The organism is Ekhidna lutea, from assembly GCF_900188325.1.
In the GTDB taxonomy this organism is placed as follows: Bacteria; Bacteroidota; Bacteroidia; order Cytophagales; family Cyclobacteriaceae; genus Ekhidna; species Ekhidna lutea.
Genome location: NZ_FZPD01000002.1, coordinates 103913 through 120943 on the forward strand (window position 1 = coordinate 103913; position 17031 = coordinate 120943).

Consider the following 17031-nt stretch of genomic DNA (forward strand, 5'->3'; position numbering starts at 1 on the left):
ATGGCTTACGTAGAATTATATAAAGACAAACTCAAAAAGAATTATCAATTCCTGGATAACGTATTTAAGGAAAATGATATCGCCTGGGCTGTTGTATCTAAGCTTTTGTGTGGTAACGAAAAGTTCTTAAAAGAAGTTATTGATCTGGGCACCAAGGAAATTTGTGATTCACGAATAAGTAACCTGGAGACGATAAAGAAACTTGATGAATCTGTTCAAACAGTATACATTAAACCACCGGCTAAAAGGAGTATTCCCAGGTTAGTCAAATATGCAGATGCAAGCTTTAATACTGAGTATAAAACCATCAAGTGGATCTCGGATGAAGCAGTAAAGCAAAACAAGAAACATAAGGTCATCATTATGATCGAGTTAGGTGATTTGCGCGAAGGAGTGATGGGTGATCATTTGATGGATTTCTATGAGTCAGTCTTTAATCTTCCAAACATTGAGGTGACAGGAATTGGTGCAAACCTGAACTGCCTGTACGGGGTGATGCCTTCCGAAGATAAACTTGTTCAACTATCTCTATATGAGCAGCTTATAGAGGCTAAGTTCAACAGAAAAATCCCGTGGGTAACTGGTGGAACTTCAGTGGTAATTCCACTGATTTTTAGAAAGCAAATCCCCGATGGAATCAATCATTTTAGAGTAGGTGAAACCCTGTTTTTCGGATTGGATTTGTTTACCCAGGAAGTTGTTCCAGGAATGGAAGGAGATGTATTCAAGCTCTACTCAGAGATTATTGAAATCACAGAAAAACCAAAAATTCCAAGTGGGTATATGGAAACCAATCCATCAGGAGAAACTTTTGAAATCAATGAGGATGATTACGGCAAAACATCTTACAGAGCTATTCTGGATATTGGACTTTTGGATGTATCAGAAGACTTCCTGATACCGGAAGATGATTCAATAGAGATAACTGGTGCTAGCTCGGATATGCTTATTGTAGACCTTGGGGGATCCAGTGAAAAATACAAGGTAGGAGACCTTGTTTCATTTAAGCTCAAGTATATGGGGGCTCTTGGCATTTTCAACTCGGACTACATTGAGAAGCGCGTGGTTTAAAATTCTAAATAGTTTCTACTTTTGTGACTAAATCACACGCCAATGTCAGCAGAATTTCAACGTAAAAAGCTCGGGTACTTCTTTCGTATTCTAGACCTAAATAGCAATAGCAGTCTTCAAATGGATGACTTCACTGAAATGGTGGAGAAAGTCCGTGTCACGATGGGGTATGATCCCGGTGACAAGGGTCACCAAAGAATCACAGATAAAGCTGTCAGGTTATTTAACTCCTTGGTAGATGATATTAAGCCCTTTAGTTTCAACCAGGTGACGGAAGATGAGTGGGTTGATTTCTTTCTGAAAAAAGTAATATTATCTAAAGACGAGGATATTCTGGACGAGTATAAAGAGCTGATTTTCAACTTCATGTTTGACTTCTTCGATCAAAACCGTGATGGATATATCTCTAAGAAGGAGTACGAAGATTTTTATGAAATTTTTGGTATAAACAAAGAATACTGTGACAAGGCATATCACTTGCTTGACAAGTCACAGAGTGGTAAGCTATCACGGTACGACCTGATGGGAGCCGTTGAAGACTTTTTTGCTGCCAGTGACACCACATTACCAGGAAACTGGATTTTTGGTAATTGGGAATCAGAGCCGCATGCTGTTTTGTAATTAAGCTAAATCATCCAGGTACGCGTCATCTACCAAGTTGGGTAGCGTCACTTTAAGCTCTGGGGTTCGCTCCATTTCCCTTTTGATGGCGAATAAAGCTTCGTCATTTCTGGCCCAGCTACGTCTTGCTATTCCATTATTTACATCGTAAAAAAGCATGGATTTTAGCCTTCTATCTGCTTCATCAGAACCATCCAATAACATACCAAAGCCACCATTGATCACTTCGCCCCAGCCTACGCCACCGCCATTGTGGATAGAAACCCAGGTAGCACCTCTGAAGCTATCACCAATCACATTTTGGATCGCCATGTCTGCAGTATATCGACTGCCATCATAGATGTTGCTTGTTTCTCTGAATGGTGAATCAGTACCGCTAACATCGTGGTGGTCACGACCCAGCACGATAGGCGCAGAAATATCGCCTGACTTGATTGCTTGATTGAATGCCTCAGCTATTTTGGATCGGCCTTCTGCATCAGCGTACAGAATTCTGGCTTGTGAGCCAACCACCAGTCTGTTCTTTTCTGCTTCCTCAATCCATCGGATATTGTCCTGCATTTGCTGCTGGATTTCTGCCGGTGATTGAGATTTGATCTCTCGCATGACCTCTACGGCAATCTGATCTGACTTTCTCAAATCTTCTGCTTTTCCGGATGTGCACACCCATCGGAATGGTCCAAACCCATAATCGAAACACATAGGTCCAAGGATATCCTGAACATAAGAGGGATACTTGAAGTCGATTCCATTTTCAGCCATCACTTCACCACCAGCTCGTGAAGCTTCTAGCAAGAAAGCATTGCCATAGTCAAAGAAGTACGTTCCTCTTTCGGCATGCTTATTTACTGCAGCAGCATGTCTCCTCAGCGTTTCTTGCACATGCTCTTTGAATTTCTCAGGGTTGTTACGGATCAGGTCATTCGATTCTTCAAAGCTTAATCCGGCAGGGTAGTAGCCTCCTGACCATGGATTGTGAAGGGAAGTCTGATCTGACCCTAGTTCAATAAGGATGTTTTCATCATAAAAACGTTCCCAAACGTCCACCACATTACCAACGAAAGCAATGGACACAACTTCCTCATTTTCCTTCGCCTTTTTTACACGATTTACTAGTTGGCTGATATCCTCGATAATCTCATCTACCCAACCTTGTTCATGACGTTTACGAGCAGCATTTGGATTGACTTCAGCACACACAGTGACACATCCAGCAATGTTTCCGGCTTTTGGTTGAGCGCCGCTCATGCCGCCAAGACCAGCCGTAAGGAAGATTTTACCGGCAGGAGAGACGCCTGAACCTAGTTTCTTGCGAAAGGCGTTCATCACGGTAATCGTTGTACCATGTACGATTCCTTGTGGCCCGATATACATATAAGAGCCTGCGGTCATTTGACCATACTGTGTGACTCCAAGTGCGTTGAACTTCTCCCAATCATCCGGTTGTGAGTAATTTGGAATCATCATTCCATTAGTTACTACTACTCTTGGAGCTTCTTTATGCGACGGAAATAAACCCATCGGATGACCGGAGTACATGTGTAAGGTTTGCTCATCTGTCATTGTGGCTAAATACTGCATGGTGAGCAGGTACTGGGCCCAGTTTTGAAACACAGCCCCATTTCCACCATAGGTAATAAGTTCTTCTGGATGTTGGGCAACAGCCGGGTCCAGGTTGTTCTGGATCATTAACATGATGGATGCTGCCTGTTTTGATTGAGCCGGGTACTCTTCGATCGGACGGGCATACATGTCATATTCAGGCATAAATCTGTACATATAGATCCTACCGAAATCGTTGAGCTCTTGCCAGAATTCTTCTGCTAACTCTTTATGCCAGGTTGAAGGAAAGTATCTAAGCGCATTTCTTACCGCCAGCTTCTTCTCATCTGGAGAGAGTATGTCTTTTCTTTTAGGAGCCCTGTTTACTCCATCCTTTAATTTTTTTTTAGGTGGTAAGCTGTCAGGTATACCTTGAAGTATGTGTTCTTGAAATGTCATATTCTTATCCTTTTAACCTCTGAGTAAACTGAGATGCTCACAGAGTTTTCAGAAGACTCTCAGCTATCTCTTGGTTATTTTAATAATTATCAAACTCGTCACTAAATGATGTTTCCAGCGAAACACCTTCCGTTTTTGCAGTTTCGGTTGCAACAGTAATCAACTCCTTATTTTTCACCATCTCAATGGCAGTCTCCATGATTTCATTCATCACGCCATCTTTTGTAATGTGATCAATTTTAGATCTCACATGGTCGTGGATAGCAGCCATCACTTTGCTTGACTTTAACGGGCGATGGAAATCCAAGGCCTGTGCAGCACAGAATATCTCCACACCAATGATCTTCTCTACGTTTTCAACAACTCTCAATGCTTTTCTTCCTCCTATGGACCCCATACTCACATGATCTTCTTGTCCGAGTGAAGTAGGAATACTGTCTGCACTGGCAGGGAAACAAAGCCCTTTGTTTTCGCTTACCAGACCAGCAGTGGTATACTGAGGAATCATAAACCCGGAATTCGTTCCCGTTTCTTTAAGCAATAGTTTAGGCACTCCTGGTGTATCTCCTTCCAATGAAAGGTAGATTCTCCGGTCTGAGATGTTACCAACTTCCGCAGCTGCCAGACATGCATAATCAATAGGTAGCGCCATTGGTTGCCCGTGAAAATTCCCACCGCTAATGGTATGCTCAGCACTGAACACGATAGGGTTATCGGTGACAGAGTTGATTTCCACCTCCAGCATTTCCTTGACGTGAAGCCATGCATTTCGCGAAGCTCCATGAACCTGCGGCATACATCGAAGCGAGTACGGGTCCTGCACTCGTGCACAATTGGCGTGGGAGTGGACTACCTCAGAACCGTTTAGTAAATTGCTAATAAAGGCTGCAACATGTCTGTTTCCTTTAAAAGCTCTTACTTCATGCAGCTCTGGTGAGAATGGTTTGACAGAAGCTAAAAGCCCTTCAACCATCATTGACCCGGCAATGTCGGCATGTACTAATACATTTTGTAATCGCTCAACAACCTTGACCGCATGCGCTGCGATGAACTGGGTGCCATTGATCAGACCCAACCCTTCTTTTGCTCCTAGTTCGATTGGTTCCAGCTTTTCAGCTTTCATCCATTCAGACGTTTTCACAAAAGCTCCTTTATGTCTCACCTTGCCTAATCCAATAAGCGGGAGAAAGAGATGTGAGAGAGGAGCAAGATCACCTGACGCGCCAACCGAACCCTGCTCCGGAACCAACGGTATAATATCATTATCAATGTGGAAGATGATGCGATCGATGGTTTGCTCTTGCACGCCCGAAAATCCTTTCGCTAACGCATGCACTTTCAGGATCATCATCAGTTTAGCCAGTACATCGGCAATTGGATCACCCAGGCCGACAGCATGACTCATCAGTAGATTTTTTTGAAGAGTACCGGTTTCTTCCTTTGAAATTTGTGTTGTGCACAGAGGACCAAAGCCAGTATTGATACCATAAACTGCCTTTTCGCCATCGGCAATGGTTTTTACATCATTTGCGCTTTTATTAACTGCGTCACGTGCCTTTGATGATAATATACCCTTGATTTTCCCCTCTGCTATCGCGATTGCAATACCAGCTGTAAGGTAATCTTCTCCGTAATGAAATGAATCAGGAAATGCTGCCATAATAAAAGGTTGTTATGGCAACAAAGTTAAATTATGAAGTTTTTATAATAGAATGATAAATGATTAATTAACTATGAGCCTAAAATCATAAACCTTTCCCTTAATAGTACATTTTAATATGTAAAGGCCGCTTTTTAAATCACTAAAATCAAGTAATTCACCGTTATTTTTCTCAATAGTTCGACCATTTATTGATTGCAGCTGCATTTCAGATATATTTTCTTGAGTTGAAATATTGACTCTTCCTGATGTTGGATTTGGATATATGATTACATTAGGTTGATCCTGCAGGCTCAAAATTTCTATAATCACTTCTGTGAAATTAGAATACTCAGTATGGCCACTTTTCGAAAATCCTCGTACCCGATACCTAATGTTTTGCTCAAGCTCATCAGTAAGCTCTGCATATTGTTGGATATTGCCTCCTATTGTATCTATTACTACAAAATCATTAGAATCAACAGATCTTTCGATTTCAATATGCTCATATTCTGTCGAATTATTTAGCCAATTAAGATTAACGGTAAAATCAACTAAGTTTGATTGCAATTCTGATGGTCCCGCTGGTATTCCAGGTATAGTTGTATTTGAATATGAGTAGCTTGATGATCCGTGAACATTAAAAGTCCGTAACCTGTAAAAATACTGCTCACCAGGAACAAGAAGTGTGTCTGTAAATGAATTAATTGAATTGTCAACTTTCAAGAAGGGTTCAAAATTTTGATCATTTTCTGTCGATTTATCAATAATAATCGTATCTCCAATTGTGTATATACTATTATCCCACTCAAGTTGAATTGAAGCAACTTTTTTAAATGAGGTAAGAAAATCATCCTGCTTCAATGGTATTAAAGTGTAAGACCACATACTCCCACCTTCATCTAAAGCATAGATAATATTACTGTTTTGAAATACAATCGATGGTTTTTCCAGAGTTGGAAAATTTTCTAAACTTATAAGTTGATTTGATTTTAAATCAAAGCGTGATAATGTACCTGACTCGTCCATTTCAATGGTGTAGAGTGTGCCATCAACGACAACAAAATTGAGGAAATCGTGATGTAGGTCATTATCAATTATTAGTTCCCATTTGTCACTGTTTGAATTATAACTCCAAAGAGTAGAATTAACATTTTGCCCAAGTCCTATATAGGTTATGCTATCGTTTAATGAAGCTACATTTGGCCTGAACCCTATAGTCCCTGGAAAACTTTCAACTTGATCCCATGAATCATTCGTGTCATTATATTTCCATAAATCTTTTAGGATGTCACCATTTCCTGGATACGGCTCATAGCCTAGCCCAACATATCCGGTGTTATTAGACTCGAATCCAATTCCAGCTCTTCGATGATTTCCAGGGAAGTCGTTTAACTGAGTCCAACTATTATTACTAGGGTCAAATTTCCATACATCATTTATGATTGAGTCACCCGCCGGGCTATCTCCACTTACAACGTAGGCATAGCCATTAACTGTAAATATGGAAGGCTGTGACCGAGCCGGACCGGGGAAGTTAGCAGCCCTGGACCAACTGCCATCATTGAGTTCGTATGACCACACCATTCGCACACTTCCTGTACCATTTCCTTGAAAGAAGTAATAGGTATCATTTATACGAAAAGGGATTAAGTCATTTGAATAATCATCATACTTCCAAGGCATTGAGTTCTCCAAGTGCCAATTAGGACCACTATTATAAATGGCGATATTGCTTTTCAAAGTATCGGTTTGACTTATTGACTTAATCCTAAAAAAGTAGCTAACATTTTCTTTTTCTGGGATGAATTGATATGATTTTATACTGCTGACTAATGTATCTAAAGAATGAAAGCTGTTTGAATTATTTTCCGAAACTTCAACAATAAAGCTATTTCCAATATTACTATAATATTCCCACGACAGATTTAGTAAATTATTTTCGGGTTCTGCCACTAGAAATATATCGGTTTTATGAGGATCGCTAGGGTCAAAAATGTAAATATTATCGTAAGCAGAACTGCGTCCATTGCCTAGGAAGATTGCTTTCGATTGAGATGCGAAGGCCAATGAGTAATAAAGATTATAGTTTTGGTTGATCTTGTTCCATTGCATTAATTCCAAATCAAATTTCCATAATTCCTCGTTAACACCGGAACCAAGGGTTGAATAGTAATAAAAGTCTTTGTCAATATTGAAATAAAGTGGACCATTACGTTTTAAGGGAAGTGAATCTATCGCGTAGTTGAACTCTTCATTGAGGAGATCATAACTGTGAATAAACTCCAAATGTGAGACAAGAAAAACAGTCTTATCATGTACAAAAATATGATTGATGTACTCATCAGCAAGCTCATTAGAGAAGTTGCCAATCTGAGTCCATTGGTTGTTTAATATATCATAGCTCCATAGGTCATGAGTTGGCATTTGTGAGTTTTGTACTCCAAAACCATAATAAAGTTTGTTACCTACTACTTCAAATTCAGAAGAGTTATTGAGGGTAGGGCCGCCAGTATAATTTATGACGGACCAGGAATTATTAACTAAGTCGTATTTGTGAGTTTGTGATGATTTAAAATTATAATAGACAGAATCATGTACAAAACCTCCTCTTTCTAAAGAAACAGGATAATTGGAGCTCAAAGTCCACTTTTTATCCTGCAAGTTGTATTTGTAGAAAATAGTAGAACTATCGTTCGGGACTCCATAGTACATGTCGTCACCCAGAAGAAAAGTAATTGGTGCTAAATGATAAATCGAATCTGGGCGCGCATTGTGGATTGTACTAAATACCCCTGGGGATTGGGCTAAAATAGTATCTGAAATCACTTTATTATCTAATCCTTTTAGCCTGAAGTAGTTCGCTTCTGGTATTGATATCCCCTTCACCAAAACTTCAGAGGCAAACGTTGTTATAGTGTCGTATGGTTGGAATGAAGCCGTATTACCATTAGAAACTTCGATTATAACCTGATCATAGGTTTGATTGTCATCAAGATATTTCCATTCCAGCAGAATAGAATTACTACTTTCGGAAACTGCTTTTAAAAGATCGATTTTTTTATTTTGGGATGTAATGGAATTGATAAATGACAGATTAATCAATAACAATAAGATGGTTCTAAGCATGAAATACTAATTTGATCGAAATGCAACCGCAAACCTGTGAATTTTGCTTAGAAAAATAAAACTATATTTCATTTTTCCTGGATCTTAATCATAAGAATCCAGTACGTGTTTAAATATTAAAAAGGTAAGAATCCTTTGCACTATTCTTATGAATGCAAATTAGTTTGAACTTTATGATCAAAGACCATTTATACTGTTAAGACTATTGAATATTAACTAGTAGATTTAGAATCTTAGAACCTAAAAAAACTAAACATGGCTAAATGTTTCGCACTCATGGGATGGAGTCTTCCCGTCATAGAAAGTATGCAAAAGACCGGAAAACCATTTGTGGTGGTTTCCTTTCCCGACTTTGAACCATACGCCAAGGAGAATGACATTCCCTTTGTTCCTTATCAACTTGATGAGTGGAGCGATACCTCCAACTCACTGGATTTGGTAGAAAAATTAAATGCATATAATGCGGATGTTGCGGTCCCTTTATTTGAAGAAACTGTAGAGTGGGCAGGAGCACTAAATTCCATTTACCGAAATGATCCTCGGGTACTTAACCGTGCCTTTTTGTTTAGAAATAAAGCCATGATGAAGCGAAAAGCTTTGATTGGTGGCTTGCGAGTTGGGTTGTTTGAAGAGGTTCACAATAAAGAAGGTGTCAAAGCTTTCATGAAACGATTGAATGAAGCCAACCTCCAGTTGGATGGTGAAGAAGATAGCTGGGTACATATAAAGCCTTTTGCTTCTGCTGGTACAGTAGGGCATAGACTATTAAAATCCATGAATCAAATTGATGAAGAGTGTGAGGATGGTGATTTTCCATGTCTTGCTGAAAGCCATCTTTCCGGAAGAGAGTTTTCATGTGAAGCATTTATACACGGTGGAAAAATCAAGTTCCTGAATATCACCGAGTATGTAAAACTGGGTTATTCAAACTTCATTCCGGAAGGGCATTACCTTGAATCCAAGCGTGATTTGATTTATAAGCATGTGCAGAAACTGGTAGACATCTTTGGTATTGAGTACGGGATGGTTCATCCGGAATGGTTTCTTACCGAAAATGATGAATTGAATTTTGGGGAGACAGCCTGTAGAATACCGGGAGGTCATATCCTGGAGCTTTGTGGCAAATCGTATGAATTTGATGCGCTGGCTGCCTTTGTCCAAATCCATGATCCTAGCCTGACCGATGAGGAATTAGCAGAAATCTTGCCTCCTGAAGGGTTTAAGCCTAAAAACTATCATGGAAATGTCATGATCTACCCTCATAAGAAGCAGTTTTCAAAACTTGAAATCCCTGAGGAGCTGAATAATGAATCATACTTTGTTGATCATACGCTGGTACCTCCATTAAGCACTCAAAAGATCAGTGACGAGCGTGCAGGATTTGGAAACCACTTCGGTACAATCAATTTTAAAGGCGAAGATCCCGACCGAATGACGGAGTTGCTTAAATACTACCAAAAGGTTGATTTTTACGTCTGAATATGTGTTATTAACGACCATTCATGGAGATAACCAAAAATCAGACATTCGAAAAATTTGAAGAAAGTTTCAAGGCTTTTCAAGAGGCATCTGATCTCACCAAAAGAGAGCATGCTTCAAAGCTTGCGAGCCAGATAGATATCCTGTCTTTAAGTGAAGATGGGATTTCCTATTTGTATAAAAGAAGTGTTGAATTAGATGAGCAGGGCCTGTTTTCCGGCACCTCCTGGGCTGAACCAACGAAGTTGATACCAACTCTGGTAAAAGGTACTTTGCTTGCAGGTCATCCATCTTCCAGCTTTGAAATCGTTTCTGATCTTCGCTTGCTGGCATATGCCAAAGGAGCAGAATCTAATATGATTTCTCAGCCGGTAGCAAAGACACTTCTGGAGGAAGTATTGGTACACAACCTTGAATTTGCGCTCAATGATCTATCGGAAGATACCCGGCAAACCATGAGTGAGCGTGAGGTGAAGAAAGCTATCAACCTGTTTAGCTTCCTGCTATCAGAAACACCAATTGAAGGTATTTATGAAAAGTTGGCTCTGGAAGTAGATCTCATTTGTAGTCAGCGACCGGTGGAGACTCGAAAAGCACGAGAATTGATTCGACTTATAGATCAAAGATTCCAACCATCTGGTGAATCAAAGCATGATCAGTTGGTTCGTACATTTATTAATGCGCTCAAAGCACCAACGACCTTCATTGCCAAAGAACGATCTACGCCTGAGGCTTATATTGATTTTATCCAGTCTTGCTCAGCTGATGAGTTGAAGTCAGAGGCTATTGAGATGGGCGAATCGATGGTCAGAACGGGGCTCGTTAGTCAATACCATGCGTACCTGCTTCTCTATCTGGTAAAGGACAATCACGCTTTGGTGCCAGCATGTCTCGGACTAAATGAACGGGGGAGTGCTGAATGGGAAAAGTTTAAAGACATTATTGTTTCATTGATCAGTGAAATTGTAACTCCGAACAATTATCAATGTATCTACGGACTAAGCTGGGTTTTGGGTCGAAACCTCTTGTCCAGACGTCCGGTCAGAGCCGGTTTGGAAAACTTAAGAAGAGCCAAAATAAACCCACAGGTTGAAAAAAGGATTCTAAAGTCTATTGATGATCCGGACAGCTCGGTGACAGCACTTCAATATTTGCTTGGAGGTACATTGAAAGTTTTAGGTCAACCATTGGGTGTTGGGCAAGGAAACAATCCAACCTGCCAATCAGCACGAGGGATAAGCATGTGGAGTCAACATGCACCGGCTAAGCTGATCGATATGATTATTACGGTAGCCACTCAGAATAATTTGATCATGCGTTTTGAGAATCAGGATCTTGAATCGATCAAATTGGGGAAAGGGCTTGTTGAAAAGCTGGATTTTAACCTGGATGTTGTTTCTGCAATTCTGGTTCCTCACCTGGATCGTATTTACAATGAGATGATGAAACGATCCATGGGCCGTGCTGATGATCCACATCGATGGGTAAACCCTGCCATGTATGGACATTGGATTCCAGTCGGGTTTGCCTCCTGCTACGATTATACCTCGAATTCAATCCTTGATTTTGAAGGATTTATTCGGATTTTCTATGCAGCATTTCACCCACTTTATAATGATAATAATCAGGTGCTATACCCGATACCTGTTGGGATATATGTAACAAGCAATCATGGAGATATGCTTGGCTTTCACGCTATTTCTTTACTGCGGGTAGATAAGGACCCTTCAGGGGATTACCGAGCTTATTTTTTAAACCCTAACAATGAAGGGCGTCAGGATTGGGGACAGGACATCAAACCTTCAGTTCATGAGAATGGAGAAAAGGCAGGTGAGTCATCCCTTCCATTTCATCAATTTGCCGCCCGGATATATGCATTCCATTATAATTCGTTGGAAGCCACGGCTCACTTGCACCTTGTTGAAGATGAGTCCATTCAGGAAGTGAAAAAATTGGCACAGGAGAGCTGGGGTAAATCATACAACTGGATCGAACAACCTAAACTATGGTAAGACACTCATCCCGAATTGAACTCAGCCAGTCCTCGCTGACCAGCAACATCAATTTCATCAAAAAGAAGGTTGGAAAAGGGGTACGGATATCGTCCGTCGTAAAAGCCAATGCTTATGGTCATGGCATTGAAGAGTTTGTGAAAATGGCAGAGAAAGCTGGGGTGAACCATTTTTCAACAGCTTCTGCTTTTGAGGCTGAGACAGTATTAGAGGCTAAGTCCGATTCCAGTGACGTTATGATCATGGGGATCCTGTATAGTGAAGACATAGGCTGGGCGATTGAAAACGAAATAGAATTTTATGTTTTTAATTATGATCGTTTATCGCTCGTCTTGAAAGAAGCACAAAAACTTGGGAAGAAGGCGAAAGTTCATTTAGAAGTAGAAACCGGCGCAAACCGAACAGGGTTGCCCGAAAGAGAGCTATCACCCTCATTGAGCTTTCTTAAAAAGTATCAGAATCACATTGAGTTCACAGGATTATGTACCCATTTTGGAGGGGCTGAAAGCTTTTCAAATCAATTCAAAATAGATAAACAACACAAGAAATATAAAGAGTACTTAAAGCTGTGCAAGAAGAAAAGCCTGATGCCAAAGACTCGGCATATTGCATGCTCGGCTGCTGCACTTGCTTATCCAGACACAGTGTATGATATGGTCAGGATTGGCGTGTCTCAATATGGTTTTTGGCCCAGTCCGGATATCTACTACAAACACATACAGGATGCCAATAAATCAAACGGTGCTTTGAAAAGAATTTTTTCCTGGAAAACCGATGTAATGGATGTTCGGGATGTGGTCACAGGTGAGTTTATCGGATACGGTACCGCGTATCAGGCTACTCATGATATGAAGGTGGCGGTCATGCCGCTTGGCTACTCCAATGGATACCCACGTGCGCAATCCAACCGTGGGCATGTATTGATTAAAGGAAAGAAAGCACCAATTGTTGGACTGATAAATATGAACTTGTTTATGGTAGATGTTAGTCATATTGATGGAGTTGAGGTAGGAGAGGAAGTGGTGCTTGTGGGTAGGCAAAAAAATAATACCATCAATATTAGCTCATTTACCCAGGTAACTCAGTTGCTAAACGCTGAAATGCTAAGCAGACTTCCTGCTGCAATCCCAAGAAAGGTGGTGAAATGAGGCGATTGAGTAAAAACGAAAAACGACTACTAAAGCAATTGATTCGGAACCGAAGCGGAGCTACTTTCATTGATTTTCTGGAGGCTGATTGGCCTGTCGGAAAATTTGATGTAAGCACATTTCAGCAAACCTTAAGTATTAAGGTTACGGATGATGAGCTACCTATAGCTATGCACCATATAGTGGAGCGGCTCAATCTGGTGAAACAACTTGAGGAAGAAGGATATATTACTCTCTGGGGTAAAATCAGAACCTCAGATAATACGAGAACTTGTGGTACTGCTTCGGAGGGATCTAACACTGTTTTTCTGCCTGATATTTCTGTTGCAACTGAGGTTTTAAAGTATGCCAATTATGAGATTGGGTTTGGAGCCTCACTGAAAGAATGGTCGAAACAAAACTTTCGAAGCAAGCCGCTCATGTCGTTTCGTGTCTTAGTTTTCATTTTGATAGCCATGCTGGCAGCAAATCTCATCTATCAAGCCAGACTGATCCGTACCAGAGTGAGTCACGAGCATGAGCAGATTGTTGACAATAACAAAGAAGTACTTGAAAATCAGTTGTTAAGCAATCAGATTATTGACTCTCTTCAGCGGCAAAATAATGATCTAATGATTGTGACGGAACAGGTACGACAAAACACAGAGAATCTACAGGATATTGAAATGTTCTTACGTGAGCAGCAAGGGGCGTTTAGAAATATTGATGCGCAGACCCGTTATTTGAGGGAGCAAATGCATTTGAATCAAAAACTGCTTAAAAGATCAGATAGCTTATTGAATCGAATGATTGAATAGCTAAAAACCTGAGTTTATAAATCACTATAAATATCCCCTTGAGGGGATTATAGGCGTGTTTTATAGATAGATATGTAAATCTTACTGCAAAGTATCACCCTCTAGCCTCCGAAATGTCGGACCATCTGAAGGGAGAAATCCCCAGGAAGCAGTGTCTGAGTACCTTGAAACGAGTATTATGTTCTTTCTTTACGTCGACTCAGGTTAAAAGTAAATCTCTTGCGCTACGCGATAGGTATTTGCATGCGCTTCCAGAATGTGTTTGATGTTTTCAGAATAGCCACCACCCATAGAAGCAACCAGCGGAATATTGTGCTCTTTAGCCAGACTAATCACATTATAATCTCGTTCCCTGCAACCATTTATTGTCAAACCCAGTCTTCCTAATTTGTCTGTTTTCAATACATCCACACCAGATTGAAAAAAGATGAAATCCGGATTCACTTGATCCATTAATTTCTTTAAATGATAATCCAGCGTTTTTAAATAGATGCGATCTTCTGTGCCATCAGCTAAAGAAATGTCCAAATCTGACTTTTCCTTTTTAAGCGGATAGTTATGCTCTCCATGCATGCTGAAAGTGAATACCCGATCTTCATTTTGAAATATTTCTGCTGTTCCATTGCCCTGATGGACGTCTAAATCAACCACCAGTATTTTTTGTGCTTTTTTCAGGTCTAACAAATACCGTGATGCAATAGCTATATCGTTCAATAAACAAAATCCCTCAGCTCGATCGGTAAACGCATGATGTGTACCACCAGCAATATTCATTGCAATCCCATATTGCAGGGCATATTCTGCACATTGAATGGTACCCGCATTGATGGTGACCTCTCTTTTCACAAGTCCTTGGGATATCGGAAACCCACTTCTTCGTTCTTCCTGACGAGTAAAATCCAGGGCTTGAAGCTTTTTCCAGTAATTGGCTGAATGCACAGCCAGGATTTCATTGGGTGTGAGTTTTCTGGGGGCAAAAAGATTTGATTCATGGATTGTTCCTTCATGGATCAATTGCTTGGGTAGGAGGTCATATTTCTCCATCGGAAACCGGTGTTTTGGAGGGAGGGGATGATTGTAAATAGGAGACCAGGCAACTTTTAACATGGCAATCATTTTAATCCAACTACTTGTGGCTTGGCAATGTTTGGACTTCTAAAGAATTGAGGAGCGGATAATGATACTTTGAAGTGAAAAGACTGTCCATCAGCTGGGGTGGTTGGTAGGAATGCGACCCTAAACTCGAAGGTGTCGAAGACCAAACTTTCATTCCTAATTCTCACCCCGCCTCCATAAGTGTAATAGGTTATATCATATGGATCAAAGTTGCGACTTTCACTTACACTGCCTATGCCTGCATGAACATAAGTTGCAAATCGAAAGCCATAGAAATACCAGGGTTGAAAAACCACATATTCGGTTGTAAGCGTGAATAAGTTGTTGCCACTAATCTGACTGCCTTCAATGTTACGGATCCTGTTTTCTCCTAATAGGCTTTGGGCTAGAGGAATAGAAAGATTGTTACTATTGAAATAATGAAACCGAGTAAATACTCTTGAATGAGCAGTGCCCAAGTCTATCAAAGGAGTGAAGTGACGTCCATTAAACTGGATAACCTGATCTACTTTTTGTTTGTTCAATGTGAAATATCCCGACTCCAGATTTAGCAAAAAATAACCAATTCTTTTGTTATAGTTTGCGTAAATGGTGCGAATACCCCGATAATTGCGCGTTCCAAATTCCGTCCAATCCCGTCCATATATAGCTGAGTAAATGAATCCGACCGGTACATCCTCAGTAATATTGAAAGACAGAATGTTTTTGGTTTTCAGGTAGTTGATTTTGCTATAGGATAGGCCGCTAACAAGGAAGTGATGATCCTGATAAATATTGTTGCTGTCAGCCCTTACCTCAGGTCTGTTTGTGTAATTGTCATGCTTGATTCTTAGTGCAGCACTTATGTTTTTCCTTTTCTCGCCCAGCTGAAATGCTCGGGCACTCCACAAGTCGTAGCTTCTGCGATCAATTTGAAATCCTTCCTCATAAACTGAGTCAGCAAAGGTCAAATCTACAATCGGTTGCACATGCTCGATTGTTGCCTCACCATAATACTTAATTGCGGGGGAAATGAAACCCCTTCTGAAAGATATTCCTTTACTCTTCCCAAGGTAATTGTCTGAGAAATAGACTGTCCCATCTATAAATGAATCATCAATGTTTCTTATGGTGTAGTGCGCATCATATCCATGGCTAGGTGGAATGTTTTTACTATAGAGATAATCTATTCCAAATTCATTTCCGGTTCCTACAATGTTTTGATTGATGAACCCGACCCTAAGCGTACTACTGTTATCAACTGCTGCATCCAGAGACCATGGAAACCGATCTTTGATCACCACTGTAGCTTTGACCGTGTTGAGGTCATTCGTGTTTACTTTTAAAATAATCCTGGCATCTTCTATGTATTTTAATGATCGGATTATCCGCTCTGTATCTGCCATTTCAAATGCATCAACCTCATCACCCACGTCAAAAAGTAATTGCTTGAAGATTACATGTTTCTTAGAATCAATATGAATCTTGTTGCTAATCCTGCCAATTCTAGAATTGGCTTTTAATGTAGTGTCATTCACAGAACCACCAAACAGATCTACAGAGACATAATCAATGGAAGTGATGGTTTTACCTTCAAATGCCTTAAAGAAATCTTCACTATTCACAGGATCAGTATTTTGAAAAGTGTTGTCTGGTGGACGATTAACTATCAATAGATTGTATAATTCTTTGGTAATCCGACTCTTTTGAGCGGAGGTGTAGACTGAATCATAAAATCCTTCAGATAATACGTATTTGTTATCATACACCTCATATTCTGTTCCTCTTGCAAGTTGAACCGTAGTATCTCTTTTTGCTATAACCAGTGAGTCATCGACAACAAGGACCTGATTCTTCCTCAGGTGAATTGTGGTTAATCTTTGCGCTAAAGAAACTATAGTGCTGGCAAAAAGAAGCGATATCAATATGAATTTATACAGACGAATGACTTTTGCATGTAATCAGGCAGACAAGTATATACAATACGATTTTCTTAAATAGTCTAAAGGCCAATTGGTTTAATCGCTTATTACTTTCAC

Annotated in this window: 11 protein-coding genes; 6 read left to right on the plus strand and 5 right to left on the minus strand. The window is 40.2% G+C overall.

All coding sequences use genetic code 11. From position 1 onward, the window contains the following. Together CHB71_RS04340 and CHB71_RS04345 are read left to right on the plus strand one after the other, a co-directional pair. Positions 1-1071: an alanine racemase gene (locus CHB71_RS04340; protein ID WP_089355680.1), complete on the plus strand. Its 1071-nt coding sequence runs from the start codon at positions 1-3 to the stop codon at positions 1069-1071. 42 nt (positions 1072-1113) lie between these two features. Beyond that, positions 1114-1692 (plus strand): EF-hand domain-containing protein, encoded by a 579-nt coding sequence (locus CHB71_RS04345; RefSeq protein WP_089355681.1) that lies wholly within the window; start codon positions 1114-1116, stop codon positions 1690-1692. On the opposite strand, the gene CHB71_RS04350 is transcribed toward CHB71_RS04345, so the two are convergent. The 3 genes from CHB71_RS04350 to CHB71_RS04360 all read right to left on the minus strand — a co-directional run bounded on the left by CHB71_RS04350 (position 1693) and on the right by CHB71_RS04360 (position 8461). After that, positions 1693-3693: a urocanate hydratase gene (locus CHB71_RS04350; protein ID WP_089355682.1), complete on the minus strand. Its 2001-nt coding sequence runs from the start codon at positions 3691-3693 to the stop codon at positions 1693-1695. A gap of 79 nt (positions 3694-3772) precedes the next feature. Further along, positions 3773-5353 carry a histidine ammonia-lyase gene (gene hutH / locus CHB71_RS04355; protein WP_089355683.1) on the minus strand — a complete coding sequence of 527 codons (1581 nt, stop codon included), beginning with the start codon at positions 5351-5353 and terminating at the stop codon, positions 3773-3775. A 63-nt stretch (positions 5354-5416) separates the two neighbouring features. Further along, a complete protein-coding gene (locus CHB71_RS04360; protein WP_089355684.1) occupies positions 5417-8461 on the minus strand; it encodes a T9SS C-terminal target domain-containing protein in 3045 nt (1014 codons plus the stop codon). A 255-nt stretch (positions 8462-8716) separates the two neighbouring features. Between CHB71_RS04360 and CHB71_RS04365 the strand changes: the two genes are divergently transcribed. From CHB71_RS04365 to CHB71_RS04380, 4 genes are read left to right on the plus strand one after another with little or no spacing between them, the layout of a single operon-like run. Next, positions 8717-9940 carry an ATP-grasp domain-containing protein gene (locus tag CHB71_RS04365; RefSeq protein WP_089355685.1) on the plus strand — a complete coding sequence of 408 codons (1224 nt, stop codon included), beginning with the start codon at positions 8717-8719 and terminating at the stop codon, positions 9938-9940. Between the two features lie 23 nt (positions 9941-9963). Continuing rightward, entirely contained in the window at positions 9964-11952 is a 1989-nt protein-coding gene (locus CHB71_RS04370; RefSeq protein WP_089355686.1) for a hypothetical protein, read from the plus strand. Continuing rightward, positions 11946-13100 carry an alanine racemase gene (alr, locus tag CHB71_RS04375; protein ID WP_089355687.1) on the plus strand — a complete coding sequence of 385 codons (1155 nt, stop codon included), beginning with the start codon at positions 11946-11948 and terminating at the stop codon, positions 13098-13100. The genes CHB71_RS04370 and alr overlap by 7 nt, the downstream gene beginning before the upstream one ends. A 5-nt stretch (positions 13101-13105) precedes the next feature. Continuing rightward, the gene (locus tag CHB71_RS04380) at positions 13106-13897 is read left to right on the plus strand and encodes a hypothetical protein (protein ID WP_179213304.1); all 792 of its coding nucleotides are present in this window, start codon (positions 13106-13108) and stop codon (positions 13895-13897) included. Positions 13898-14101: 204 nt separating this feature from the next. Here CHB71_RS04380 and CHB71_RS04385 read toward each other — a convergent pair whose 3' ends face one another. Both CHB71_RS04385 and CHB71_RS04390 read right to left on the minus strand, forming a co-directional pair. Beyond that, complete coding sequence (locus tag CHB71_RS04385) at positions 14102-15004, minus strand: histone deacetylase family protein (protein WP_089356322.1); 903 nt, start codon at positions 15002-15004, stop codon at positions 14102-14104. 5 nt (positions 15005-15009) lie between these two features. After that, positions 15010-16917: a BamA/TamA family outer membrane protein gene (locus CHB71_RS04390; protein WP_089355689.1), complete on the minus strand. Its 1908-nt coding sequence runs from the start codon at positions 16915-16917 to the stop codon at positions 15010-15012. Positions 16918-17031: the final 114 nt, after the last annotated feature.